The sequence below is a fragment of the Janthinobacterium aestuarii genome, from assembly GCF_046113285.1.
Classification (GTDB): domain Bacteria; phylum Pseudomonadota; class Gammaproteobacteria; order Burkholderiales; family Burkholderiaceae_D; genus Janthinobacterium.
This window is the reverse complement of the sequence record NZ_CP142524.1, coordinates 4403855-4427764: the sequence shown is the minus strand read 5'-3', so window position 1 is coordinate 4427764 and position 23910 is coordinate 4403855. Positions and strand designations below refer to the sequence as shown.

The following is a 23910-nucleotide window of genomic DNA, read 5'->3' as shown; positions in this document are numbered from 1 at the left end:
TTGCATTGGTGCAGGTATACAAAGACTTTTCAGCTTTTCGACCGAACCAGCTCTCACAGCATCCACGCCTAAGCCCGTGCCTGAATGTCAGACCAAACTCCAGTGTATTTTGTAGCAATTCCAACAACATCACCCCACCAGCATGGTATATAACGAATACATGTCACTGCATGTGTGACGCACAGAACCGGCGAGTGTGGTGCTCGCCAGGAAACCTCATAAGGAGACCGCTATGCCAAAATACGTTATCGAGCGTGATATTCCCGGGGCCGGGAAGTTGTCTGAGCAAGAACTTCAAGCCATTTCGCGGAAGTCCTGCAGTGTCTTAAACAAGATGGGGCCACAAATTCAATGGCTGCAAAGCTATGTTACTGGCGATAAAATCTATTGCGTTTACATCGCTGAAAATGAAGCGCAGGTTCGCGAACATGCCCAGCAAGGTGGCTTTCCTGCAAACCGTGTGTCGGAAGTCATCTCAGTCATTGATCCGACTACGGCAGAGTAGTTCCGCCGCCAATGTACTTGAGTCTCGTCCCTGGCGGAGCTTGACTCGGGCAGGGACGAGTTGTGCGTTACATGACCGTTTGGGAAGACGTTGACCGAGCGGCATGGGGCGAGAGTAACCATCAGTCCGCGTCATCACCGTATCGACTGTATCGAGCCTCTGACGAGTCGGCCTGCGTAGCTTTTGCGCCGAGCCGGCTTCTACGACGCCCAACGCATCCGTTCGTGTCCAAATGACGGAACTGCCCGTCGCGTTGGGGAATCTCAGGAGTTTGCTGGCATACCTGCGGCGCGTTGTGGCCTCTTGTCGACCGGCACAAACACTTCCCATTTATGTTGTATTGTCGGCTTTACGGTCCTGGCGCAACTCACAGCAACATTCGGTCCAGAAAGGCCATGGCTCTTCGGCACCCATGCCACATGCAAAGGTAGCGCGCATTTCGTCACCAGAATCTTCCGGTTCGGCTCCAATACTTGCCACCGTGTGCCGTTTTTGGCATTTTCTGCTGCCATGAACTTGACTGCGGCCTCCCTGATCTCAAACAAGCCATGTATGTCACCGCGGGTTCTATCTTCGTCAAGCGTGGCAGCGATTGCCGAGGCGATGCCAGCGGCAAGAAAAAGAGCGCCGGCAAGGGCGGCGCACATGCGTTGATTCCATCGTAACGGTAGCTGCATCTTTACACTCCTTGCCGAGGCTGTTTGATATCCCCCGCCATCACAAAATCAAGCCACTTCATCGCGCCTGAACATGAATTGTTGACGCTGAATGCCTTGCGTGACGAAGTCCGCATCGGGCGGGATTGTTTCCCAGAAAAAAACATGTTTAAAAATGGGGATTTTGTTGAATTTTTTCGAACGAAATATCCATCTGTTTTTCGTGAAATCGCTGTAACGGTCGCCCTTGAACTGTTTATGTACAGTTGTAAAAGGAAGCAACTTTTCCGCAATATCCGGGAAAGAATAATCTGGGTGGTTATCCTTGAATTTCTCGAAAATTCCAAATTGATCTCTGCAGATGACTTGAATGGCCGTTTCTGGCATGCGATAGCGCGGGGACCACAGGACATTCCAGCCTGATTCGATTTCATTGATGAATTTTACCAGGCGCGGCGTCATGATATAGGCGTCCGACTCGATATGGATGATTTTATCCACGCCTAATTCATTGGCCACCTTGACCGAGTGCAGAAAACTGCGCCACCAGCCAGGGTAGTCAGCCCCGCTTTGCCGTCCCAGGTTGTTGTCGAAGCGAATGATGAGATTTTTATCGTCATTCGAAGCCAGAGGAGCGCTATGGGAAACTGTCTTGATAATGTCGGCAGGTGGAAGAAATGGCGACCCATCGTCAATCATTATCTTCTTTACTGCATCGATTGGAATGTCTTTATAGTAATCGAGCCACCGTTGATACCGGCTTTCCCATGATGGTGCATCTTTTATAAAGCTGGTGCAGAATATAATGGCTTTCATTTGCTAAACACATTCCTTGTGTCGGAAAATACAGGTTATTCACGGATCATTAAAATTTTCAACTATTTTAGCAGATCGGAGGCGGTTTAATCACTGAACGGGCATGCCGGCGATGTGGCCGCTGGCAGCATGGCGCCTCTGGCACGCACTCCTGGCGCCCCGTCACCGATGCCGTATCGTCCACATGCCGCGATCATCGCTGCTTATACTAGGTGCATGGCAGAGGTTTCCCATGCGCCATCTCCTTACACCCGTGAACCAATGAAAAACACCACTGTCGAATATCGTCATAACTTTCCTCTTGATCCACTGGACGTTGTTCGCGTCTTCGATCAGTCCGGCATCAAGCGGCCCACCAGCAACCTCCCGCGAATCGCGCGCATGTTTGCCGCGCCTTGTCTGGTGCTGTCGGCATGGGTGGATGGCCAGCTTGTGGGGCTGGCCCGGTCGTTGACCGACCATGCGTATTGCTGTTATCTCTCGGATCTGGCGGTAGACAAGCAATACCAGGGCCTGGGTATCGGCAAAGCGCTTGTCCAGCGCACCCAGGCCGTCATCGGCGACGAAGTGTCCCTGATATTGCTTTCCGCCCCTGATGCCATGTCCTACTATCCGACGCTCGGTTTTGAACCTGCCGCCAATGCTTTTATCATTCGGCGCAAACATTAAGTGAGCGCTTCCAGGAACGCTTGTGCCCGTATGAAACCCGTCTATACCCTCGCCGAAGCCCTGGCGCAAGACCCCGCTCGCGTGGCCAAGACCCAGGCTCTTACCCTCGACAGCTCCCGGCCCCACATGGGCCTGAAAGGCAGGCACGGCCTGTTCGCTTCCGTAGCATGGTGGGAAAGCATCAAAGCCGGCCGTATCCAGACGCAAACGTTGACGGGCTGTATCGAGCGCACGTATTTCGCGGGCCAGGATAGCCGGCGCGGCGATCAAGTCAACAGCTTCACTTTGCGCCTGACCGATGGCTCGACAGTCGACGAGAGCATCTACACGCATCGGAAGCAGGACATCAAGCTGTTCGTGCCCGGCGCCACGGTGACGATGGTGTATGCGCTGGACGAGATGAAGGCGCAGGCGGCTGACGGTGGTGCCTGCTACGCGCGGATCGTGCTGGAAGTGTCCGTTTCTGCGTCATAAGGCGCTTATATCCACTTGATACCGCTGCCATAAGCCTCCTGTTCTCTGTCAACAACATCCCTCCAGGTTTGCATTAAATTAAGGGTATTTGATGATGATGGAGGCGAGATGAACGACGAACTCAGTGGTGAGAAATGGGGGCGAAAATTTCCAGGCAGCACCAACACCAGGGATTTGTCAGGAAATTTTCGTTTGGCAGTAGAAGATTTTCTATATGCAATGAAAGAGGCGGGGATCAGGGTTGCAATCAATGCCACCTACAGACCGTCGCAGCGCTCCTACCTGATGCATTATGCGTGGAGAATCGCAAGAAAACAGCTTGATCCCCAACACATCCCGAAAATGGCGGGTGTGCATATAGAATGGGATCACGGCGAAATTGACGCATCTGTCAAGGCTGCAAAGGCAATGTTGATTGTCTTGCAGATTAATCATTTACCCATCAAACCCGCACTGCGCTCGCAACACAATTCTGGTCTGGCGATTGATATGGATTTGCTGTGGAGCGGAGCGGTTGAGGTGAAAGATGCGAGCGGCAATCTGGTGAGGATTGCCACTTTGCCTAGGACGGGCATGAACAGGCAACTTATTGCGGTCGCTGCAACATATGGGGTAAAGAAATACAGCGGGCCTGGAAGCGACCGGCCACACTGGTCCAATAATGGCTATTAAAGGAAAGTCATGCGAAAATTTCTTCTGATAGTGCCTATTTGCTTTGTTCTTCCTTTTGCCTTTTCAGCCGAGCCACTCCCTAAGGATGTCAGCAGATTTATCTATAACGCCGAAGCATGTGAGCACCTGGCGGGAGAATTTGATGGAGAGCTACCTAAGCGGCAGCAGGATGATCTCCTCAAGAACATACATCAATACTGCAAGGTGGCGCAAAATCAGCAGAGAGTTCTTGAGGTGAAATATAAAGGCAATGCCAAAATAATGAAGGTCATCAAGAGTCATGCCAATGATGCGGTAAGCAGTTATGAGGGGGAATGACATACGCTGGTCTTCTGGGGGCACGCAGGGTGCAAGCTGCCGCCGCAGTAATCTTCGCAAAATTGACTTAAGCAAATTCCCAACCGAAATTCGTTTGACCGTCCTCCGCGCCAGGTCTAGAGTCGTCAACGAGACCTCAACCGACCCCATCGCCCCCATGGCCAAGCCCTTTCCCTTGAACCCCAAGAACCCCGAGCGCATCTGCTGGGGTTGCGACAAGTATTGTCCGCCGGACGCCATGCGCTGCGGCAATGGTTCCGAGCGTACGCAGCATCCGGTCGAGCTGTTTGGCGAAGGCTGGAATGACTGGGGGCTGGCGGCGGCCGACAAGGAAGAGGATACGAAGACGCCTTGAGCCGGCGGTGGCCGGGCAGCACACTGCTTGTCAGCGGCTGAAACCTGGCGGAAACTGTCGATTCCGGGCTTGGTGCATGGGCTGACCTTCGGCATTCCCCATCTGAAACTAAAAAGGGCTGAGTCCTGTGCAGCACAGGACTCAGCCCTTGGCTATTGGCGCACCATCACGCCGGCAGCAGAGGATTACATGAAGTGGTAGTTGGCGCTGATGCGGAAGTAGCGGCCTTGACCATTGTGCAACTGCGGATTGAAGCCTTCCACTGGGTAACGTGGATCATATGGCGCCTTGATATCAAACAGGTTCTTGATATTGAACGACAGGGTCAGATCCTTGAAGCCCGTGTAGGAGTACGCCATATTGGTCGTCGTCCAGCTCTTCACGTCGCAGCTGCTGATGTAGTTGCTGTACTTCGGCAGACCACCGAGCCCATATGCCGACTTCGGCTGACCCACGCCGTACTGGCAGTATGGTTTCTCGTAGACCACATTGTTGTCGCTACGGCGCAGCAACGATACGGGACCGACGAAATCTACCGATGTCGTCAGCGAGTGGTCGCCACGGGTCCAGTTGACCGACAGGTTGCCGCGGTTCTTGGGATTGTCGCCGACCGAGGTGGCATAGTCGGACAGGCCGCCGTTCGCACCGGAGGTATCGGTTGCCACTTCGCCAGGACGTTCGGCGCGCTTGAAGCTCATCAGATAGCTCCAGTTCAGGTTGGCGGTCAGACGGCCCAGATCGCCCAGCGATTTGCGGTACGCCACTTCGAAATCGATGCCCTGCACTTCGGTGCTGCCCTGGTTCACATACGAACGGTTGACCTGGGAAATCGGACCCGAGTTAGGCACCACGTTGCCATTGGCATCGGTCACCAGATTGGCCGGATTGTTATCGCGTATCACGCTGCCAGGATAGCGTTCTTGACGATCCACCATGTACTGCGCGCTGAACAAAGCGGTTTCATCCACTTTCTTGATGCGGTAGTAATCGACCAGCACGTCGATTTCCTTGGTCGGCGCCAGAATCAGGCCCAGCGAGTAGCTCTTCGATGTTTCAGGGCGCAGATCAGGCGTGGCTGCGGATAGGCTGGAAATGCCTTTCTTGCAATCAGTTTTATCCGCGCCGGTGGCCGGATTGACGCCGTCCGGGCAGCGCAGCGGGTCAACCACGTTGCTGAACGATTGCACGCCGCCAGGCGAAACCTGGGTCAGCGCTGGTGCACGGAAACCTTCGGCATAGGTGCTGCGAACGGCTACGCGGTCGCTGATGGTCCACTTGGCGCCGACTTTCGGCACGAAGTTGCCCTTCAGGTTAGGGTATTTATCGTAACGGCCGGCAAAGTCCATTTCAAAGTATTTCGCAAACGGCGTGCGTACTTCGATGAATGTCGAGCTGACATTGCGTTGGCCATCGGCCGACGAGTTGGCCAGGCCGATGATGTCGCCGCGCTGCGTCGCCATGTCTGGCGTCAGGCCGATTTTTTCTTGACGGAATTCGGCGCCGAACGCCACGCCGACCTGGCCGCCGGCCAGCTGGCCAAATGCGGTACTCGCCTTGGCGTCGACTTGCGTTACCTGGGCAAAGCCGCGGTTTTCCAGGTCACGCGTGACGCTAGGGTCGGCATTGACCTGCGCCAGGGTCCAGTTCTGCGTCATCACTTTTTCGAGGGTCGGACGATACAGCATGCCGTTCCAGTTTTCGGTGCGTTCGGCTCGGTTCCACAGTACGGCCGTTTCCCAATCCCACGCACCTGTCGTGCCGCGCACGCCAGCGAGCAAGCGATAGCTTTCGTTCAGATTGGAGGCGCCGCCCGGGGCGCTGACGCGGTAGCCGACAGCGGCGCGCTGCGTCGGGAATGGATTGTCAGGATGACCTACCGGCAAGATCATCTGGAACTGCTGCGGTGCGCCGTTGAGTTGATACACGGTAGTCGAAGCCGTGCTGCGGAAGGCCGTCGGCACGCGCAGATAGGTGCGCTCCGAACGGCTGTAGCCGGCTTCGGCAAAGGCGGTCACGTCGTCATTGATCTCGAACGTGGCGCGCGACAGCACGTTGGCATCCTTGCCGGCGCTTTGCACTTCGGCGTAATCGTCGATGTTGAAGTTGCAGAAGGTGCGGCCTACCAGCGGGTCGCTTGCCAGCATGTTATGCGCCGCCATGTTGCCGGTGATTTGCTGCGACGCCGGGCAGTCCAGGCGGTTGATGATTTGCGCGCGCTGGGCGTAGGTGGTGGCGAAGTTCTTCGTGCCAGGCTTCGTTTCAGCGTAGAAGAAAGGCGACGTGGTCAGGCTGCTGGAGAAAGGGTTCAGGCGGCCGTTGATGTCGGCATACATGCCTTTCTCGACGTCATTTTCGTTCTTGATGATGGTGCTGTCGCGCTTGGCTACGTCAAAGCTGACGAAGGCATTGAAGCGGTCCTTGCCAAAGCCGAAGATACCGCTGGCGCTCTTGCGGGCAAATTCGCCGTCGTCGTTGGCGCTGATGCTGGCGCTCATTTCGGCGCCAGTGTACTTGGTTTTCGTAATGAAGTTGACGACGCCGGCGATGGCGTCGGAACCGTACACGGCCGATGCGCCATCCTTGAATACTTCGACGCGTTCGATGGCCGAGACGGGAATGCTGTTCAAGTCATAGACGGCCGATTTTCCCTGATTCGGGTCGGCATAGGCGGATGCGGTGATACGGCGGCCATTGAGCAAAATCAGCGTGGAAGACGAACCGAGGCCACGCATGGAGGCGGTTGCCGCACCGCGGGCAAAGCCGCCGTCGGTCACGTCCACCGACGAGCCCGATCCGAAGGCAGGAATCGAGTGCAACAGTTCGGCCACAGTATTGGCGCCGGTAGCGGCAATCTGCTTGGCATTCAAGGTCTGGATAGGCGAGGAGCCTTCTTTTTCAGTGCGCTTGATGTTCGAACCGGTCACCAGGACTTTTTGCAATGCCGGTTCTGCCGGTGCTTCCTGGGCAAACGCCATATGGGATGAGGACAATGTCAATGCGACAGCGACGACGCTGCGCTTCAAAACAAACTTCTTAGTCAATTCACTTCTCCGTACGAGTCATTCTCAGGACCCGTTATATGTGAAAAACTGTTGAAACAAGCACCTTGCGATAGGCACGCGCCTGCCAACTCGATCTAGTTTGACCGTTCAATTGCAGTCATTTTTTGTAAAATGTGATATTCATTTTACCTAGAAGACACATAAAAACATTTCCATATGGGAAATGTCAATTTTATCTATCACTGTTGCTCTTATTTACAACAGTAAAGATTTTCTTTACAAATGGATGCTGCTGAAATTTCCGTGTTTTCGGAAGATGATGATCGGAAGGAAACGCGCGCAGCGTGAGGCAACGAGGCGGTGGACATGAGAGAACATGCCGCTCCAGACGGAAATCCCATGCTTCAAGGCGATTGCCTTGTGGGTAATTCATGCATGGAGGAAATTGTCAACAGGCGTTTTTTTGATGACGGTGGCGTGGCTGTCGCCAATACGCGAAATCGTCATGCTCGACAGCACGGGTGGCGGCGGGAAATACGATGGAGCTGCGCATGACAGGGGACGACGAAAGCGCTGCGACGGCGTCCCTTGCTGTCAGTTGAGCACGAACTCCAGCACGTCGTCGCCATACTTGTCCGTCTCGCCCGTCGCCGTCCAGCCCAGGTAGCGGTAAAAGCCGTAGGAGCGCGAGGCGGGGTCGCTGGAGCAGCCGAGGAACAGCCGCTGGTGGCCCTGCGCGCGCAGCTCGGCCATCACCAGTTCCAGCAAGGTCTTGCCGATGCCCAGGCCTTCGAATTCCGGCAGCAGCGCCAGGACGATGATTTCGCCCGTGTCGCGCTCGCCGAAGCAGTAGCCGGCCAGCTGGCCATCGTGATGGCAGACCTGGCCGGGCAGGCTGCCCGAGCGCATCATATCGGCCCAGGTGTCGGCCGTGATGCCCACTTCCGCCAGGCGTTCTTTGGAAACGGCGTTTTGCCGCGTCTTGCCGCGCAAGGCGATGAAGGCCGCGGTATCTTCCGCCCTGGCGGCATGGAAAGTAATTGATGCTGAATGTGTCGTCATGTGTAAGTGAATTATTCGATGGTAGTGAAGGATTTATTCCCAGGATTTGCGCATGATCTGCGCGTGGCGCTGCCAGTCATAGGCTTGGGTATGTTCGATGGCTTGCTGGCCGGGATTGCCGCTATCGATTTTTTCATCCTTGACGATGACCAGGTCGTTTTTATCGTTCAATCCATATTCCCGGTAGCGCTCGCAATCCTGTGCGCGCCGGGCGACGGTGATTAATTTGTTAGCCTGCCACTTATAGCTGTCTTCATAAAAGCATTGCGCCGCGCAGCCGCAATTGGCGATGCCGCCTTCGATTCTTTGCCCGGCGATGCTAATTTTCAGATTTGGAATCGCGGATAAGGGTTTGTTGAAACTGTATTGTTTTGCTTGCGCATCCCACAGCCACACATCGGAACAGCGGATGCGTCCCTGGCTATCCGTATAGCCGGTCACCCACAGGTCGGCATGGCCATCGAAATTCATGTCGGCCAGCAGCGCGTGCAAATTGCCCGTGCCGCTGGTGCTGCAACTGCCAGTCATCCACTGCTTGCCGATTTTCAGCTGGTAGGTCTGTTTTTCATCGTGATTCGCATAGCGGATATCGGCCGCTTGCCGTACTTTCCCTGTCGCGGCTTTGTCCAGATGCAGCGTACCGCCATAAGCGGAGGTGGAAAGCAGGGATAAAAGCAGAACAATCAATTTCATGGCGTTATTCTTCGGTCACAATGCCCCGATTGCATCAGGTGGAGAATGATCATAACGCAGGATATGGGCAATGCGCCACACGGTTTCTATTGTGCATTCTGCCAGTAACAGTGCTGTGTACAATGCCAAAAATCCCCGAACAAGGAATCTTCATGACTGTTTCCAGTGCATCTTTTAATGAAGCGGGCATCCTCGCTTATAACGACGGCAATTACGCCGAGGCCTTTAAACAATTCGATGCCGCCGCGCGCACCGCCGATCCCGCCGGCCAGCATTTATTGGCCAGCCTGTATTACCAGGGCCATGGCGTGACGCAAGACTTGCCGAAAGCGGTGGAATTGTTCACGGCGGCCGCGCAGGCGGGCTTTCCCCCGTCGCTGGCCAACCTGGCCCTGATGTATGCAAGCGGCGACGGCGTCGCGCAAGACATGGCGCAATCGCTCGCGTACGGACGCCAGGCGGCCGAGGCGGGCGATGGCCAGTCGCAATTCAACCTGGCGCAGGCCTACCGCAAGGGTGATGGCGTACCGCAAGACTACGCCGAGGCGGCCTTCTGGTACAAGCAGGCGGCCGAAGCCGGTTCCCTGTCGGCGCAGAACGAATACGGCTTGCTGTATGCGCAAGGGCAGGGCGTGGAGCTCGATTACGTGCAGGCGTACGCGTGGATCGCCATGCCGGCCGAGGCGGGCAGCACGCAATCGATCAAGAACCGCGACCAGTTGCTGGAGATACTCACGCCGTCACAGCAGCAGGCGGCGCGCGCGCTGGCCGCTGAATATGCGGCGCAGTACGGCGTCAATCCCCACTGAACGACGATTTCGCCGGCACCTTGGTCAGCACGCCCGCCGCATCGAGTTCATAGCTGTCGAAATCGTGCGCCAGGAACAGTTTACCCGAGTAATGCAGCCGTGCTTCCGCTTCCAGCTCGGCCATGCCTTCCGCATTGTGATAGCGGGCGCTGAAGTGCGTGAGGATCAGGTTTGGCAAGCGGACCGCTTCGGCAAACTGCGCCACGCGCTGCACGGAACTGTGCGTGGGGCCGGGTCCCACTTTTTGCAGCATGGCTTCCGTGTAGGTGGCTTCATGCACGAGTAGTTGCGCATTGGCACAGGCGTCCGTCAGCAAGGACGGCGTGTCGTTGTCGCCGCCGATCACCACGGTGGCGCGCTGCGTTTCCGTCTGGCGGAAAGCGGCGGCGCGCAAGACCGTGCCATCGTCGAGCAGCGCATCCTGGCCCGCCTGCAATAGCCCCCAGGCGGGGCCGGGCGGCGCGCCGGCCGCCTGCAGGGCCGTCTTGTCCAGTTTCCATCTGCTCGTTTCCAGCGCAAAACGATACGCGACGCTCGGTGCGCGGTGCGACAGCGCGTGGCGCGAGACGGTCAAGCCCGCTGCTGCATGGACGACTGGCGCGCTGTCCACGTCGATGTGGATCAGCGGGTACGTCAAAAACAGTTCCGTGTGCAGCAGGGTCGCGTCGATCCAGGCCTTGATCGCGGCCGGGGCGATCAGCAGCAAGGGTTTCTTGCGCCCCGTCATCGAGGCGCTGGCCAGCAGGCCCGGCAGCCCATAGCTGTGGTCGCCATGCACGTGGGTGATGCAGATGCCCACCAGGTCGTGTACGGACAAGGGCAGGCGCTGCAGCCGGTGCTGCGTGGCTTCGCCGCAATCGATCATCCACCAGTCGCGGTTGTGCGTGGTTTGCAGGGCCAGCGAGGTGACGTTGCGGTGGCGCGTGGGCACGCCGGAAGACGTGCCGAGAAAAGTCAGTTTGAACATGGGCGCATTATGCGGCAAGCCACCGCCGTTGCCAACGCGCCCGCCTTCAGCCTGCCAGCGGCGCGCCCAGTTTGTCCTTGTAGATGCGCCCGTTCTTCATGATCAGCAGCAGGTTTTCTTCCGGCTGGGCGAGGAAATCGAGATTCTTCGCGGGGTCGCCCTCGGCCACCAGCAAGTCGGCCAGGGCGCCCACGGCCAGGCGGCCCAAAGTGCCCGGGTAGGGCGCGCGCTGGCCGGACAGGGCCAGCAATTGTCCATTCTGCCCCGTCGCCTGCGCCAGCAGGGTCAGGGGATCGTAATAGCGCGTGAGCTTGGCCAGCTGGCGGCCCTGCGTGGGCGTGTTTTTCGCGTTGAACAGGATATCCGTGCCCCAGCCGGTTTTGATGCCGTACTTTTGCGCCAGCGCATATGCCTTCACCGTGCCTTCCGAGACGATGGCCTGGCTGGCCTTGCGCGCCGCGTCGGGATACACGTTTGCATCCGCGTCTTGCAGGAACGGTTGCAAGCTCCACCACGTGCCCGTGTCGCGCATCATGCGCGCGGATTCGTCGTCGGCCAGCTGGCCGTGCTCGATGCTGCGCACGCCCGCGCGGATGGCGCGCTGGATGCCTTTCGGCGTGTAGACGTGGGTCATCACATACGTGCCCCAGTCGGCGGCCGCTTCCACGCCGGCGCGCAGTTCGCGTTCCGAATACTGGGTGCTGTCGAGCGGGTCGTACATCGAGGCGACGCCGCCGCCGGCCATCATCTTGATTTGCGTCGCGCCCAGCATCAGCTGCTCGCGCACGCGGCGCAGCACTTCCGCTTCGCCGTCGGCGATCATGGCCATGCCCGCCGTTTCCGCCATGCCCAGCGGCGCGTTGGCCGCGCGGGGGATATCGGAACGCATGCGGAAGTCGCCGTGGCCCGAGGTTTGCGAAATCATGGCGCCCGACGGGAAGATGCGCGGACCGTCGACGATGCCTTCATCGATGGCGCGTTGTAATGCAAACGCGGGGCCGCCGGGATCGCGCACGGACGTGAACCCCCGCAGCAGGGTGCGCCGCGCTTCCTGCGCCGCCACCAGATATAAATAGCCGACATCGGACGTCATGGCCGTCACCTGATTGATGGCGGCCAGCATGGTATGCCAGTGGGCGTCGATCAGGCCCGGCATCACCAGCTTGCCCTGGCAATCGATCACTTGCGCGCCCTCGACTTTCTCGCCGGCCGGCAGCAGGGCGGTAATTGTCGCCCCCGTCACCAGCACGTGGATGCCTGCGCGCGGCGCCTTGCCCGTGCCATCGAACAGGCGCAGATTGGTCAGCAACAGGGGGCGGTTGGCTGCTTGCGGCTGCTGGGCGATGGCGTTGCCGCTGGACAGGCCGAGGCCGATGAACGGCGCCAGCATGGCGGCCGTGCCGCCGAGAAATTGCCGGCGCCGCATGTCCGCCATCACGCGCTGGTGCAGGATGGTGAAGACGGTGCCGCCGCAGTCGCAGGCGCGCGGCTTCAGGCCGCCCGTCTGCCAGGTATCTGCCAGATGCTGCTCGTGTGCCAGGGCCATCGCGCCATCCTTTCATCGCTGCCGCGCCGGGAGCGTGGCAGCAGGCAAAGTTAATAATTAGTAACCATTACCATTGAATGCCCGCAGCGGCGGCAAGTCAAGCGTGCACTTGCTTTGCGGAAAAAAATGTAGCATCGGCTGTTCAAGGTGCATGCTGGCCGCTATTTTCCCCTTCGCCCGCCGTGTAATCGACAAAGCCGTCGCGGCGGCAAAAGCTGGCCAGCTGCATGCCGGCCTGGCGCGCGATGCGGATAGCCAGCGAGGTGGGCGCCGAGATGGTGGCGACGAGCCCGATATGCATGCGCGCCGACTTGCGCACCAGTTCATAGCTGGCGCGGCTCGACAGGAAGACGAAGCCGTCGTGCATGGCGATGCGGTGCAGCGCCAGGTAGCCGATCAATTTGTCCAGGCCGTTATGCCGGCCCACGTCCTCGAACACTTTTACCACCGCGCCCTCGGCCGTGCACCAGGCGGCCGCATGCACGCCGCCCGTCTTGTGCATCAGTTCCTGGTAGGGCAGCAGTTCGCGCGCGGCCCGGCCGAGGATGGCGCTGCTGGCTACCAGCGGCGGCAGGGGCCGCGTAATCTTTTCCGGTACCAGGTCCAGCAGGGCCAGGCTTTCGATGCCGCACACGCCGCAACCCGTGCGCCCCGTCAGCGCGCGGCGGCGGGCCTTGAGCTTGATCAAATCGGGCTGCGCGATGGTCAGCCGCACTTCCGCGCTGTCCGCGCCGCAGCACACGTCGAGGTCGTAGATGTCGCGCACGCTGCCGACGATGCCCTCCGTCAAGGTGAAGCCGACGGCGAATTCCTCGAGATCGCGCGGCGTGGCCATCATCACGGCATGCGCGATGCCGTTGTAGACGAGGGCCACCGGATACTCCTCGGCCACCATGTCGCGGCCCGCCGTGGCCACGCCGGCCTGGTGGCGCACCATGGGCACTTCCAGGAAACCGTCGCGTTCGATGGTGGTGATGCCGATGTCGCATTCCATGATTTTTCCTCCAGTTAATCGATCTGATAGCGCGGGCAGGGCCGTATCGAAGGCGGCAGCGGGTCGCCGTTCAATTCCAGCAGCGAACGTTCCGTTTCCCGCGTCATGGCGTTCAGGGCCAGGCAGTTGGGCGCCAGGCCGAACGGTTCGGCGATCTGCTGCGCGATGGCTTCCAGCGCGAACAGGGTGTAGGCAACGAAGACGGAAATGAGGGGCGTGGCCACGCCGATGGCGTCCACCAGGCCCAACGGCAGTAAAAAACAGTACATGTAGACGGTGCGGTGCACGAGCACGCCATACGGATACGGAATCGGCGTGTTCTTGATGCGCTCGCAGCCGGCCACGGTGGCGGCCAGGTCGTTGAGCTGGGTGTCGAGCATCCACAGCAGCTGCGTCTGGCCCGGCTGGCGCTGCACGGCGTCGTGCAGCATGGCGCGCACCGCATGCAGTATGGCGATGGGCTTGAAGTTGACGCCCTGCAAGCGCTGCACTTCTTCGGCCGGCAGGTAGCGCGCCAGGTCTTGCTGCGGGTCGGTCTGGCGCAGCTGGTGCTTGAGCGCGTAGACGAAGGCGATCAGGCGGCGCAGCAGCAACTGGTGGTCCAGGCCGCTCGTTTGCTGCGGCAGATACGTGAGCGCCTGCGAAGCGAGGGCCCGCGCGGCGATCAGCAATTGCCCCCAGATATGCCGCGCCTCGACGAAGCGCGCATAGCTGGCGTTGTTGCGAAAGCCGAGGAAGATCGCCAGGCTGATGCCGACCATGGGGAACGGCGCCGTATCGAGCGGAATCTTGACGCCGAAGATGCGGCCGTCCGTCAGCAAGGCCAGCGAACTGACGACCAGCATCAGCAGCAGTTGCGGGATGATGGCTTGCAGCACCGAGCCGTTCCAGACGAACAGCATGCGGAACCAGTTGGTGGTAGGCCGAATGATCATGATCTGATGCCGATCAATGCTTGCGGGGCACGACTTTGCCCTCGAAGACGTAGTATTGGAACAGGTTATAGCCGATCATGATCGGCAGCATCGTGCCCATGCCGATCAGCATGAAGATCAGGGTCGGCTCATCGGACGCGGCCGCCGCGATGCTCAGCTTGCCCGGCACGAGGTCGGGGAAGAAGCTGATGGCCAGGCCCGCGAACGACGCCAGGAACAGCACGATGGCGCCGCGGAAGGGGCCACGCACGCCATTCACGTGCACGGCCCACAGGATGTAAATAAACGCGCTGGCGGCGACGGCGGCCAGGGCCAGCAGCACGCCGAACACGCCCGGCTGCGCCCAGCGGTCGTGGCCGATGGCGCTGAAGACCATGGTGCCGGCTGACAGCACGATGGCGGCCGCGACCGTCGCCAGCACGCTGGTGGTCGCGTAACGGCGCGCCGCCGCTTCCAGCTGGCCGCCCGTCTTCTTGATCAGATAAGTGCTGCCCAGCAGGCAATAGCCGGCCACCACGCCCAGCGCCGTGCACGCCGTGAAGGTGCCGCTCAGCGGGCCCGGCTGCAAGCCCGTGATGACCTCGCCCAGCACCACTCCCTGCGCCACGGCGGCCAGCAGGCTGCCCACGCCGAAGACCAGGTCCCACAGGCGCTTGTTGCCGGCCGCATGGCGGAACTCGATCGAGGCGCCGCGCATGATCAGGCTGGCGATCAGCAGCATGATGGGAATGTACAATTGTTCCAGCAGGGTGGCGTAGGCGCTGGGAAAGGCGCCGAACAGGGCGCCGCCCACCACCACCAGCCAGGTTTCATTGGCGTCCCACACGTGCTCGATCGACTGGAAGATCAGGTTGCGTTCCTGCTCGCGGCGCGTGAACAGGCTGAGGATGCCCACGCCCAGGTCAAAGCCGTCCGTGACCACGTAAAACACCAGCATCAGGCCGATCAGGCCGAACCAGGCATTGCCCAGCATGGCATGCGAATTGATATCCATTACATACTCCTTGATTGATGGGGGCGCATCTCAATACCCCGCGGCATGGGCGGCGTCCGGCAGGGGCAGCGTCACGTCCGGGCCTTGTTGCAGCCATTTCCTGGCAAATACAAAGAAAGTGACGAACAGCACGATGTAAAACACGAAGAACATCAGCATGCTGCCGGCCACAGCGTGAGCGGCCACGTCGGAGACGGCGTCGCGCGTGCGCAGCAGGCCGTACACGACCCATGGCTGGCGTCCCACTTCGCGCACGATCCAGCCGCATTCGACGGCGATATACGGCAGCGGTATCGTCAGCACCCAGGCCAGCAGCAGCTTGCGGTTGCGCACGAACTCCTGCACCCGCCCACCTGCCTTGCGCCAGGCCACAAAGGTCCAGAACGCCAGCAGCACGAACCACATGCCGATGCCGGCCATGGCGCGAAACGCGTAGTACAGCAGCGGCAGCGCGGGCGGCTGGTCTGCGCGGGCGATGTCGGCCAGGCCCGTGATCTTGCCCGTGGCGCTATGCGTGGCGATCACGCTGAGCATGCCGGGCACTTCGAGCGACCAGTCGTTCTTCTGCTCCGCCTGGTTGGGCCAGGCCAGCAGGGACCAGGCCGCCCCTTCGCCATCGCGATTCGTGTGCCAGTGGCCTTCGATGGCCGCGCCCTTGGCGGGCTGGGTCTTGAAGACGTCGACGCCGCTCGAATCACCGAGCCACACTTGCAACGGTGCGATGACCAGCAACAGCATCAGCGCCAGCTTGAACGAGCGGGCGAAGAAGGCCGGCTCGCGGCGCTTGAACATATACCAGGCGGAAATGCCGGCGATGACGATCAAGCCCGTTTCCACGGCGGCCACCCACATGTGGCCCACGGCCCAGGCCATGTCGGGATTGAAGATGGCGGCCACGTAATCGGTGACGATGATCTTGCCATCAAGCACGCGCACGCCGGCCGGCGTCTGCATCCAGGAATTGGCGACCATGATCCAGAACGAGGAAATGCTGGAACCGAGCGCCACCATGCCGGTGGCAAACAGGTGCACGCCCTTCGGTACGCGGCCCCAGCCGAACATCATGACGCCGATGAAACCCGCTTCCAGCATGAAGGCCATGGCGCCCTCGAAGCCGAGGATGTTGCCGATGAACTGGCCCGAATGGTGCGAGAACGGCGCCCAGTTGGTGCCGAACTGGAATTCCAGGGGAATCCCGCTGACGACGCCGACGGCGAAGTTGAGCACCAGCAGCTTGCTCCAGAAGCGCGCGTGGCGGTAGTAGACGGGGTCGCTGGTGCGCAGCCACAGCGCCTCGACGACGAACAGGAACAGCGACAGGCTGATCGTCAAGATGGGCCACAGGATGTGAAAGATGGCCGTCATCGCAAATTGTGCGCGCGACAGGTCCAGGGTATCGAAACCGAACATGGCGTTCTCCTGTTCAGCTGGCGGCGGCCGAAGGCGCCAGCAGCACGGGGATGGATTTGAAGGTCGGCGTGCGCGAGCCTTCGCCCACGCTGCCCAGCGGCACCAGCGGATTGGTTTCCGGGTAGTAGGCGCCGATGCAGCCGCGCGGAATGTCGTACTCGACCAGCAGGAAGCGGTCGGCGCGGCGTTCGATGCCGTCATGCCACACGCCGATCAGGTCGACCCAGTCGCCGGCCGCAAAGCCCAGCATGGCCAGGTCGTCCTTGTTGATGAAGACGACCCGGCGCTGGCCGAACACGCCGCGGTAGCGGTCGTCCATGGCGTAGATCGTCGTGTTGTACTGGTCGTGCGAACGCGTCGTCATCAGCACCATCAGGCGCTCGCCGTATTGCTGGCGCGCGCGATGGATCGGCGTGTCGAGCTCGACGGCGTTGACGAGGAATTGCGCCTTGCCGCTTGCCGTCTTCCACACGCGTTCGCGCGAGGCGATTTTCAGGTGGAAACCGCCCGGCTTGGCGATGCGCAAGTTGTAGTCGAAAAAGTCATCGAATACTTGCTCGATGGAATCGCGCAGCAGCGCATAATTGCCGGAATAGCGCAGCCAGTCGATCTTGTCGCTGCCCAGCGTCGCCTGCGCCATGCCGGCCACGATGGCGATTTCCGAGCGCAGATTGGGCGAGGCGGGCTGGTTCATGCCGAACGAGATGTGCACCATGCTCATCGAGTCTTCCACCGTCACGCCTTGTGCCACGCCGCCCTGCACGTCGATTTCCGTGCGGCCCAGCGTAGGCAGGATCAGCGCATCCTTGCCGTGCACGAGGTGGCTGCGGTTGAGCTTGGTGGCGATGTGCACCGTCAGGTCGCACGAACGCAGCGCGTCCCAGGTGCGCGGCGTGTCCGGCGTGGCCATCGAGAAATTGCCACCGAGGGCGACAAACACTTTCACCTTTTTCTCCAGCATGGCTTCGATGGTGCCGACGGCGTCGTAGCCGTGGTGGCGCGGCGGTTCAAAACCGAAGACCAGGCCCAGGCGGTCGAGGAATTCCTTGGTCGGCTGTTCCTCGATGCCCATGGTGCGGTCGCCCTGCACGTTCGAGTGGCCGCGCACGGGGCACAGGCCCGCGCCGCGCTTGCCGATATTGCCGCGCATCATCATCAAGTTCGACAGGATTTGCACGGTGGCCAGCGAATTCTTGTGCTGCGTCACGCCCATGCCCCAGGTGGCGATGACGGCCTTGCCCTTCACGTAGATTTGCGTGAGCTCTTCGATCTTGTCGCGCGCCACGCCCGATTCGGCCAGCAGCAAGTCCCAGCTTTCCGCGCGCAGGTCGGCGGCGAAGGCGTCGAAGCCGCTCGTGTGTTCGGCGATGAAGATGCAGTCGAGCACGCGCTCCTGGCCGTGGGCGATGGCGTCATCATCGAGCTCGACGACGCGCTTGGCCATGGCCTTGATCAGAGCGAAGTCGCCGCCCAGGGTGGGGCAGATGAACAGCGAGCAGATGTTCGTGCTGCCGCCCGTCAGCATTTCCAGCGGATGCTGCGGGCTGGTGAAACGCTCCAGGCCCCGTTCGTGCAGCGGGTTGATGGAGACGATGGTGGCGCCGCGGCGCGATGCTTCGCGCAATTCGCCCAGCATGCGCGGGTGGTTGGTGGCCGGGTTCTGGCCGAACAGCAGCAGGGTGTCCGCATGCTCGAAATCGTCGAGCAGCACCGTGCCCTTGCCGATACCGACGGTTTCCGGCAAGCCACGGCTCGTCGCTTCGTGGCACAGGTTGGAACAGTCGGGGAAGTTATTCGTGCCGTAGGCGCGCACGAACAGCTGATACAAAAAGGCCGCTTCGTTGCTGGCGCGGCCAGACGTGTAGAAGGCGGCTTGGTTCGGGTCGTCCAGCGCGTGCAAATGGTGCGCCACGAGGGCGAACGCGTCGTCCCAGGCTATCGCCTGGTATTTGTCGCTGGCCGCGTCGTAGACCATGGGGTCCGTCAGGCGGCCATGTTGTTCCAGATCATAGTCCGACTGTTCCATCAATTCCGTGACCGTGTGCTCCTGGAAAAACTCGGGACGCACGCGCTTGCTCGTCGATTCGGCGGCCACGGCCTTGACGCCGTTTTCGCAGAATTCAAACGTCGATGCGTGTTCGCGGTCGGGCCAGGCGCAGCCGGGACAGTCGAAGCCGTCGGGCTGGTTTTGCTCGAACAGCGAACGGTAATTGCCCGCGCTGACTTTTTCCTTGAACAGATTGATGGCCACGTACTTGAGTGCTCCCCAACCGGCCGCGGCATGGGTATAGGGCGCGATGCGCGCGTCGGACTTTGGCTTGCTCATGATGACTCTCCTGGTGATATGCGATGGGACAATCACATGGTAGGGGCGGCGGACCGTCCCGTAGGCGCACAGTTCCGGACAAAAAAACAGAGTACAGATGGGCATGCGCCGATTTGCATCGCACCCGCCATGCCGCTGACTTATGATGCAAACGAGGGAAGTGCATTGCGCATTTCCAGCCTTCAACGAGGAACAATATGCAACATGAAGACGGAGTCGACGCGGCGCTGATAGCCCTGCTGGCGCTGCTGTGGGAGGCGCGCCAGGAAGCGTCCGAGAAACCGTGGTCGCTGGCCAAGCTGGCCAAGCGGGCAGGGGTACAGATGAGCACTTTGTTGCGCCAGCTCAATGCGCTGTCCAGCGCGCAACTGGTGAACGTGACGACGGCGGAGAGCGGCGGCGGCAGCGCGCTGCTCAGCGAAGCGGGGGCGCAGCTGTGCGCCAGCGTGTTCGCGCCGCCGCCGGCAGAGTAAAGCCGCATCTGTACTCTATCGCCCGGCGCCGGACTGTACCTGCTGGCCTGGCCCCATTCGCCCTATGCTACGTCCTGACGAATGCACATCAAGGGGGAAGCACAATGAACACCATCCTGTATCCGCAGCCAGCACTCCGGCAGCCAGACCATATCGCGCCGTGCGTGGACATGCTGGGCCGTCCCCTGACGGACTTGCGCATTTCCGTCATCGACCAGTGCAACTTCCGCTGCACCTATTGCATGCCGGCCGAGCTGTACCCCAGCGATTACCCGTTTCTGCCATCGAGCGAGCGCCTGTCTTTCGACCAGATCGAAACGATGGCGCGCGCCTTCGTGCGCCTGGGCGTGGATAAAATCCGCATCACGGGCGGCGAACCGCTGCTGCGCAAGAACCTGGAACAGCTGATCGAGATGCTGGCGAGACTCACCACGCCGGACGGGCGCGCCGTGAGCATCGCGCTGACGACGAATGGCAGCTTGCTGGCGGCCAAGTCGCGCTCGCTGAAGGAGGCGGGCCTGGACCGGGTCACCGTCAGCCTCGACAGTCTGGATAATGGCATCTTCCAGCGCATGAACGGCGTCGACTTTCCCGTCGAGAAAGTGCTGCACGGGATTGAGGTAGCGCAAGCCGTGGGCTTGCATCCCGTGAAGGTCAACATGGTCGTGCAGAAAGGCGTCAACGACAGCCAGATCGTGCCGCTGGCGCGCCACTTCCGCCACACGGGCGTGATCCTGCGCCTGATCGAATTCATGGACGTGGGCGGCATCGGCGCCTGGTCGCGCACGCACGTCGTCACGTCGGACGCGGCGCGCGCGCTGATCGCGGCAGAATTTCCCCTTGTATCGCTGGGCGAAGGCAAGCCGATCTCGCATGAAACGGCCAGCCGCTACAGTTACCTCGATGGCGGCGGCGAAGTGGGTTTCATTTCCAGCGTGTCGCAGCCGTTCTGCGGCGACTGCAGCCGCGTGCGCGTGTCGTCCGATGGCAAGCTGTTTACTTGTTTGTTCGCCCACGACGGCCTCGACCTGCGGCCCCATCTGGATACCGAGCAAGGGCTGGAAACCGTGCTGCGCCGGCACTGGCAGCGCCGTGGCGACCGCTACTCGGAAGTGCGCGGCGCGCTGGCCCAGGCCGGCGGCGCCCAGCGCAAGCAGTATCCCACCGTGCGCATGTCGCTGGTGGGTGGGTGAATGGTCTACAAGAATTCGGTGATCAGTTTGCCGAGCAGAATAATGGCTTGCTCGACCTCCACGCTCCACGGATAGCTGTAGTTGAGGCGGATGCAATGCTTGTAAGCCTGGCTGACGGAAAACATGCGCCCCGGGCCCACCGTGATCTTGCATTCCAGCGCGCGCCGGTACAGTTGCATCGAATCCACGTTGCCGGGCAGTTCCACCCACAGCACGTAGCCGCCCTGCGGTTGCGAGACTTTGGTGCCAGCAGGAAAGAAGCGCAGCACGGCGGCCGCCATGATGCGCGCCTGCTGGGCGTAGGCCTTGCGGGTGCGGCGCAGATGCTGTTCGTAGCCATCGTTTTGCAGGTATTCGGCGATGGCCAGTTGCGGAAACGAGGACGTGGCCAGGGTGTTGAGGAATTTGAGTTCCTCCACCTTGCCCCGGTAGCGCCCGGCCAGCGCCCAGCCCACACGCTGGGCCGAGCTGAGGCTCTTGGAAAACGAGGAACAGTGCAGCACCAGGCCCTTGCGGTCGTACGACTTGAGCGAGGACGGGTGGGCGTCGCCGTAATACAGCTCGTTGTAGACGCCGTTTTCGATGGCGGGCACGTCGTGCTGTTCCAGCAGCTGATACAGCGCGCGCTTGCGCTGGTCGGACATCTGGAAGCCCAGGGGATTCTGGAAGTTCGGCATCACCATGACGGCGGCGATCGGTTGCCGGGCCATGATGTCGGCCAGCGCTTCGATGCTGATGCCGTCGTACGGATCGGTGGAGATTTCCACCACCTTCATGCCCAGCCGTTCTACGGCCATCAGCATGGCATAGAAGGTGGGCGACTCGACGGCGATGGTGTCGCCCGGCCTGGCCACGGCTTGCAGGCACAGGTTGATCGCTTCCGTGGCGCCCACGGTGACGATGATTTCGTCGGGATCGACGGCCAGGCCGTTTTCCATGTAGCGGCGGGCGATTTCGCGGATCAGCTGCGGGTTGCCCGGCGGCAGGTCGTCCGTCATGTTCCACTCGCGGTTGCGGCGCGCCACGGCGCCCGCGTATTGGTTGATGCGTTCCCAGGGAAACAGCGAAGGGTCGGGGTAGGGCGAGCCCAGCGGGATGGCGTCGTGCAAGCCGATCGAGCGCAGGGTCGACAGCACCAGGCGGCTGACGTGCACTTCGGCAGGCACGGTGCTTGGCTGGGAGGCTTGCATGCACAGGTCGGCCGGCTGTGCATCGCCGTCGGCGCGAGGCCGCACGAAGTAGCCGGACTGGGGCCGGCTTTCGATCACGCCCATGCTTTCCAGCTTGACGTAGGCGCGCAGCACCGTGGTGATGCTCAGCTTGTGCTGCTGGCTGGTCTGGCGCACGGAGGGTATGCGTTCGCCGGGCAAGAGCACGCCCTTGGTCACCAGTTGCTCGATGTCGCTGACGAGCTTTTCATACAATTTCATTGGTATCCATTCTTGAATCTTGCTCTACGTCATTGCATTATCGTCCAATTCATGACGACCTATAGTTACAGTTATCGCATGTTGCCTAAATGAAACTCCCAGGCTGCACTTCTGGTTTAATATTCATAGAGAAAACTAAAAGAGGAACATCTGTCATGGCAATTCCACAAAGCATGCTGTCTGTCGTCGCGCGCGACGAAGTGCATTTGCAGTTCAATGTGAAGGCCGGCGTTAAACCGGAGCAGCTGTTCAGGGTGTTGGGCAAACTGTGGGAATCCCAGGTCACGGGCATCCTGGATCCCACCCTGAACCGCCACCATCAGTTAACAGGCGGCACGGCCAATGTGGTGCTGGGATTCAAGCCCGAGCTGTGGCGCGCCGCTTGCCCCGGCTGCGTGCCGGACAACATGGCATCGTTCGCGCAAGACCTCGTGGGCGCCAATGGCAAGACGGCGCCGGCCACCCAGCACGATTTCTGGGTCTGGATCACGCAATCGAACGCGGCCACCCTGTACGACAGCATGCGCACGACGCTCACCTTGCTGAGCCCTTACGCCGATCTGGCCAGCGAGCAGGTGTGTTTTCCGTATCACAATAACGTGACCTTCGACGGCTTTGCCGACGGCGTCGCGAATCCGAATCCGTTCCGCGCCAACGGCGTGGCCATCATCCCGGACGGCGAGGCGGGCGCGGGCGGCTCCACCGTGCTGCTGCAGAAATGGCGCATGGACGTGGAGCGCCTGCGCGCCTTGCCCGTGCACGCGGCGGAGCAGGTGTGGGGCCGCACCAAGGCCGGCAGCCACGAATTGTCGCCGCTGCCCGTCGATTCTCACGTGGGCCGCAACCAGTTTATCCGCGATGGCGAGGAAGTCGACATCGTGCGCCGCAATGCCAATTACGCCAATGCGACCGAGGCGGGCGTCATGTTTGTCGGTTTCTGCAAGGACATCACCGTGACCATGGGCATGCTGCGGCAAATGTACGGCGTAGGCTATGATGGCGTCACCAAGACGGACAGGCTGCTGGATTTTTCCACGGCGCTGTCGTCGGCGATCTATTTCGTGCCCAGCATCGACGCCTTGCTGGCCGTGGGTATTTCGCCGGCGGATCCCGGCTAAGGGCCGCCCCGGCGGCCCCTATTTTTACTTAACTAGGAGTTTTCCATGCGTATTCGTCCCGCCACACTGCTGTCCACCCTGATAATGGGCAGCGCCGTCTTCAGCGCTTCCGCTTCCGCCGTCGGCCTGGGTTTCCTGGCCGATACGCCGATGGCTTACCTGAACAAGAACGACAAGCCCGTCTTCGTGAAAGCCGTCACCGACGTGCTCAACGACAAGAAGGATGGCGAAACCGTGCAATGGAGCAATGAAGGCTTGCGCAATTCCGTGCGCATCGCCGCCGACATCACGGCCAGCGACACGGAAAAGACGGACGTGCAAACGTGCCGCAAGGTGCAGGTGGGCTTGAACGCCAAGGGCCAGGAACAGACCCTCAAGCTGAAAGTCTGCAAGGCTGGCACGGCCGCGTGGAAAGTGGCGAAGAGCTGATCGTCCGTGTTTTCCTTGCCGGTCCTGCGCCGGCAAGGTGACGACTTTCTCATAGGTGAGTCTG

The 23910-nt window shown here is 60.5% G+C and carries 24 protein-coding genes; 11 read left to right on the top strand and 13 right to left on the bottom strand.

Features of this window, described 5'->3' with window-relative positions:
• The first annotated feature begins 232 nt into the window (after positions 1-232).
• Positions 233-505, top strand: coding sequence for a DUF4242 domain-containing protein (locus tag OX462_RS19835; protein ID WP_070224858.1), 273 nt, complete (start codon positions 233-235; stop codon positions 503-505).
• A 263-nt stretch (positions 506-768) separates the two neighbouring features.
• Here the strand turns inward: OX462_RS19835 and OX462_RS19830 are convergent, their stop codons facing one another.
• Together OX462_RS19830 and OX462_RS19825 are read right to left on the bottom strand one after the other, a co-directional pair.
• Positions 769-1152 (bottom strand): hypothetical protein, encoded by a 384-nt coding sequence (locus tag OX462_RS19830; RefSeq protein WP_071654450.1) that lies wholly within the window; start codon positions 1150-1152, stop codon positions 769-771.
• A gap of 78 nt (positions 1153-1230) precedes the next feature.
• On the bottom strand, positions 1231-1977 hold the full coding sequence (locus OX462_RS19825) for a hypothetical protein (protein WP_099409942.1): 747 nt from the start codon (positions 1975-1977) through the stop codon (positions 1231-1233).
• Positions 1978-2238: 261 nt separating this feature from the next.
• On the opposite strand from OX462_RS19825, the gene OX462_RS19820 reads away from it, so the two are divergent.
• The 5 genes from OX462_RS19820 (at position 2239) to OX462_RS19800 (ending at position 4465) form a co-directional block, all read left to right on the top strand.
• On the top strand, positions 2239-2646 hold the full coding sequence (locus OX462_RS19820; protein ID WP_070224861.1) for a GNAT family N-acetyltransferase: 408 nt from the start codon (positions 2239-2241) through the stop codon (positions 2644-2646).
• A gap of 30 nt (positions 2647-2676) precedes the next feature.
• Positions 2677-3120 carry an immunity protein RhsI2 family protein gene (locus tag OX462_RS19815; protein ID WP_070313005.1) on the top strand — a complete coding sequence of 148 codons (444 nt, stop codon included), beginning with the start codon at positions 2677-2679 and terminating at the stop codon, positions 3118-3120.
• 108 nt (positions 3121-3228) lie between these two features.
• A complete protein-coding gene (locus OX462_RS19810) occupies positions 3229-3792 on the top strand; it encodes a hypothetical protein (protein ID WP_070224863.1) in 564 nt (187 codons plus the stop codon).
• A gap of 9 nt (positions 3793-3801) precedes the next feature.
• The gene (locus OX462_RS19805; protein WP_071650301.1) at positions 3802-4110 is read left to right on the top strand and encodes a hypothetical protein; all 309 of its coding nucleotides are present in this window, start codon (positions 3802-3804) and stop codon (positions 4108-4110) included.
• 157 nt (positions 4111-4267) lie between these two features.
• The gene (locus OX462_RS19800; protein ID WP_070224865.1) at positions 4268-4465 is read left to right on the top strand and encodes a DUF3079 domain-containing protein; all 198 of its coding nucleotides are present in this window, start codon (positions 4268-4270) and stop codon (positions 4463-4465) included.
• A 185-nt stretch (positions 4466-4650) separates the two neighbouring features.
• Here OX462_RS19800 and OX462_RS19795 read toward each other — a convergent pair whose 3' ends face one another.
• The 3 genes from OX462_RS19795 to OX462_RS19785 all read right to left on the bottom strand — a co-directional run bounded on the left by OX462_RS19795 (position 4651) and on the right by OX462_RS19785 (position 9222).
• On the bottom strand, positions 4651-7455 hold the full coding sequence (locus OX462_RS19795; RefSeq protein ID WP_409026876.1) for a TonB-dependent receptor plug domain-containing protein: 2805 nt from the start codon (positions 7453-7455) through the stop codon (positions 4651-4653).
• Positions 7456-8061: 606 nt separating this feature from the next.
• Positions 8062-8529 carry a GNAT family N-acetyltransferase gene (locus OX462_RS19790; RefSeq protein WP_409026875.1) on the bottom strand — a complete coding sequence of 156 codons (468 nt, stop codon included), beginning with the start codon at positions 8527-8529 and terminating at the stop codon, positions 8062-8064.
• Positions 8530-8562: 33 nt separating this feature from the next.
• A complete protein-coding gene (locus OX462_RS19785; RefSeq protein WP_409026874.1) occupies positions 8563-9222 on the bottom strand; it encodes an XAC2610-related protein in 660 nt (219 codons plus the stop codon).
• Between the two features lie 152 nt (positions 9223-9374).
• On the opposite strand from OX462_RS19785, the gene OX462_RS19780 reads away from it, so the two are divergent.
• Positions 9375-10031, top strand: coding sequence for a tetratricopeptide repeat protein (locus OX462_RS19780; protein ID WP_175444812.1), 657 nt, complete (start codon positions 9375-9377; stop codon positions 10029-10031).
• Here OX462_RS19780 and OX462_RS19775 read toward each other — a convergent pair.
• The 7 genes from OX462_RS19775 to OX462_RS19745 all read right to left on the bottom strand — a co-directional run bounded on the left by OX462_RS19775 (position 10018) and on the right by OX462_RS19745 (position 19203).
• Complete coding sequence (locus OX462_RS19775; protein ID WP_409026873.1) at positions 10018-10998, bottom strand: ribonuclease Z; 981 nt, start codon at positions 10996-10998, stop codon at positions 10018-10020. The genes OX462_RS19780 and OX462_RS19775 overlap by 14 nt on opposite strands.
• 46 nt (positions 10999-11044) lie before the next feature.
• The gene (locus OX462_RS19770) at positions 11045-12544 is read right to left on the bottom strand and encodes a metal-dependent hydrolase family protein (protein WP_409026872.1); all 1500 of its coding nucleotides are present in this window, start codon (positions 12542-12544) and stop codon (positions 11045-11047) included.
• A gap of 142 nt (positions 12545-12686) precedes the next feature.
• The gene (fdhD, locus tag OX462_RS19765; RefSeq protein ID WP_409026871.1) at positions 12687-13538 is read right to left on the bottom strand and encodes a formate dehydrogenase accessory sulfurtransferase FdhD; all 852 of its coding nucleotides are present in this window, start codon (positions 13536-13538) and stop codon (positions 12687-12689) included.
• A 14-nt stretch (positions 13539-13552) separates the two neighbouring features.
• Positions 13553-14473: a bestrophin family protein gene (locus OX462_RS19760; RefSeq protein WP_409026870.1), complete on the bottom strand. Its 921-nt coding sequence runs from the start codon at positions 14471-14473 to the stop codon at positions 13553-13555.
• 13 nt (positions 14474-14486) lie between these two features.
• Complete coding sequence (locus tag OX462_RS19755; protein WP_409026869.1) at positions 14487-15467, bottom strand: cytochrome d ubiquinol oxidase subunit II; 981 nt, start codon at positions 15465-15467, stop codon at positions 14487-14489.
• A gap of 30 nt (positions 15468-15497) precedes the next feature.
• Positions 15498-16877 carry a cytochrome ubiquinol oxidase subunit I gene (locus tag OX462_RS19750; protein WP_409026868.1) on the bottom strand — a complete coding sequence of 460 codons (1380 nt, stop codon included), beginning with the start codon at positions 16875-16877 and terminating at the stop codon, positions 15498-15500.
• A 13-nt stretch (positions 16878-16890) separates the two neighbouring features.
• Positions 16891-19203 (bottom strand): FdhF/YdeP family oxidoreductase, encoded by a 2313-nt coding sequence (locus OX462_RS19745; RefSeq protein ID WP_409026867.1) that lies wholly within the window; start codon positions 19201-19203, stop codon positions 16891-16893.
• A 197-nt stretch (positions 19204-19400) separates the two neighbouring features.
• Between OX462_RS19745 and OX462_RS19740 the strand changes: the two genes are divergently transcribed.
• Together OX462_RS19740 and moaA are read left to right on the top strand one after the other, a co-directional pair.
• Positions 19401-19676 (top strand): helix-turn-helix domain-containing protein, encoded by a 276-nt coding sequence (locus tag OX462_RS19740; protein WP_409026866.1) that lies wholly within the window; start codon positions 19401-19403, stop codon positions 19674-19676.
• A 104-nt stretch (positions 19677-19780) separates the two neighbouring features.
• Positions 19781-20869, top strand: coding sequence for a GTP 3',8-cyclase MoaA (moaA, locus tag OX462_RS19735; RefSeq protein WP_409026865.1), 1089 nt, complete (start codon positions 19781-19783; stop codon positions 20867-20869).
• Positions 20870-20874: 5 nt separating this feature from the next.
• Here the strand turns inward: moaA and OX462_RS19730 are convergent, their stop codons facing one another.
• Positions 20875-22299, bottom strand: a complete 1425-nt coding sequence (locus tag OX462_RS19730) for an aminotransferase-like domain-containing protein (protein ID WP_409026864.1) — start codon at positions 22297-22299, stop codon at positions 20875-20877.
• Between the two features lie 155 nt (positions 22300-22454).
• Here OX462_RS19730 and OX462_RS19725 point away from each other — a divergent pair, with 155 nt between their 5' ends.
• Positions 22455-23417, top strand: coding sequence for a Dyp-type peroxidase (locus OX462_RS19725; protein ID WP_180279053.1), 963 nt, complete (start codon positions 22455-22457; stop codon positions 23415-23417).
• Between the two features lie 45 nt (positions 23418-23462).
• Complete coding sequence (locus OX462_RS19720) at positions 23463-23846, top strand: hypothetical protein (RefSeq protein WP_143449971.1); 384 nt, start codon at positions 23463-23465, stop codon at positions 23844-23846.
• Positions 23847-23910: the final 64 nt, after the last annotated feature.

Coding starts and splice junctions, on each gene's coding strand:
- OX462_RS19770 (WP_409026872.1), bottom strand. CDS start 12,544: ATGGCCCTGGCACACGAGCAGCATCTGGCAGATACCTGGCAGACGGGC.
- OX462_RS19835 (WP_070224858.1), top strand. CDS start 233: ATGCCAAAATACGTTATCGAGCGTGATATTCCCGGGGCCGGGAAGTTG.
- moaA (WP_409026865.1), top strand. CDS start 19,781: ATGAACACCATCCTGTATCCGCAGCCAGCACTCCGGCAGCCAGACCAT.
- fdhD (WP_409026871.1), bottom strand. CDS start 13,538: ATGGAATGCGACATCGGCATCACCACCATCGAACGCGACGGTTTCCTG.
- OX462_RS19755 (WP_409026869.1), bottom strand. CDS start 15,467: ATGGATATCAATTCGCATGCCATGCTGGGCAATGCCTGGTTCGGCCTG.
- OX462_RS19750 (WP_409026868.1), bottom strand. CDS start 16,877: ATGTTCGGTTTCGATACCCTGGACCTGTCGCGCGCACAATTTGCGATG.
- OX462_RS19785 (WP_409026874.1), bottom strand. CDS start 9,222: ATGAAATTGATTGTTCTGCTTTTATCCCTGCTTTCCACCTCCGCTTAT.
- OX462_RS19830 (WP_071654450.1), bottom strand. CDS start 1,152: ATGTGCGCCGCCCTTGCCGGCGCTCTTTTTCTTGCCGCTGGCATCGCC.
- OX462_RS19805 (WP_071650301.1), top strand. CDS start 3,802: ATGCGAAAATTTCTTCTGATAGTGCCTATTTGCTTTGTTCTTCCTTTT.
- OX462_RS19800 (WP_070224865.1), top strand. CDS start 4,268: ATGGCCAAGCCCTTTCCCTTGAACCCCAAGAACCCCGAGCGCATCTGC.
- OX462_RS19825 (WP_099409942.1), bottom strand. CDS start 1,977: ATGAAAGCCATTATATTCTGCACCAGCTTTATAAAAGATGCACCATCA.
- OX462_RS19730 (WP_409026864.1), bottom strand. CDS start 22,299: ATGAAATTGTATGAAAAGCTCGTCAGCGACATCGAGCAACTGGTGACC.
- OX462_RS19725 (WP_180279053.1), top strand. CDS start 22,455: ATGGCAATTCCACAAAGCATGCTGTCTGTCGTCGCGCGCGACGAAGTG.
- OX462_RS19820 (WP_070224861.1), top strand. CDS start 2,239: ATGAAAAACACCACTGTCGAATATCGTCATAACTTTCCTCTTGATCCA.
- OX462_RS19780 (WP_175444812.1), top strand. CDS start 9,375: ATGACTGTTTCCAGTGCATCTTTTAATGAAGCGGGCATCCTCGCTTAT.
- OX462_RS19760 (WP_409026870.1), bottom strand. CDS start 14,473: ATGATCATTCGGCCTACCACCAACTGGTTCCGCATGCTGTTCGTCTGG.
- OX462_RS19775 (WP_409026873.1), bottom strand. CDS start 10,998: ATGTTCAAACTGACTTTTCTCGGCACGTCTTCCGGCGTGCCCACGCGC.
- OX462_RS19810 (WP_070224863.1), top strand. CDS start 3,229: ATGAACGACGAACTCAGTGGTGAGAAATGGGGGCGAAAATTTCCAGGC.
- OX462_RS19720 (WP_143449971.1), top strand. CDS start 23,463: ATGCGTATTCGTCCCGCCACACTGCTGTCCACCCTGATAATGGGCAGC.
- OX462_RS19745 (WP_409026867.1), bottom strand. CDS start 19,203: ATGAGCAAGCCAAAGTCCGACGCGCGCATCGCGCCCTATACCCATGCC.
- OX462_RS19740 (WP_409026866.1), top strand. CDS start 19,401: ATGCAACATGAAGACGGAGTCGACGCGGCGCTGATAGCCCTGCTGGCG.
- OX462_RS19815 (WP_070313005.1), top strand. CDS start 2,677: ATGAAACCCGTCTATACCCTCGCCGAAGCCCTGGCGCAAGACCCCGCT.
- OX462_RS19790 (WP_409026875.1), bottom strand. CDS start 8,529: ATGACGACACATTCAGCATCAATTACTTTCCATGCCGCCAGGGCGGAA.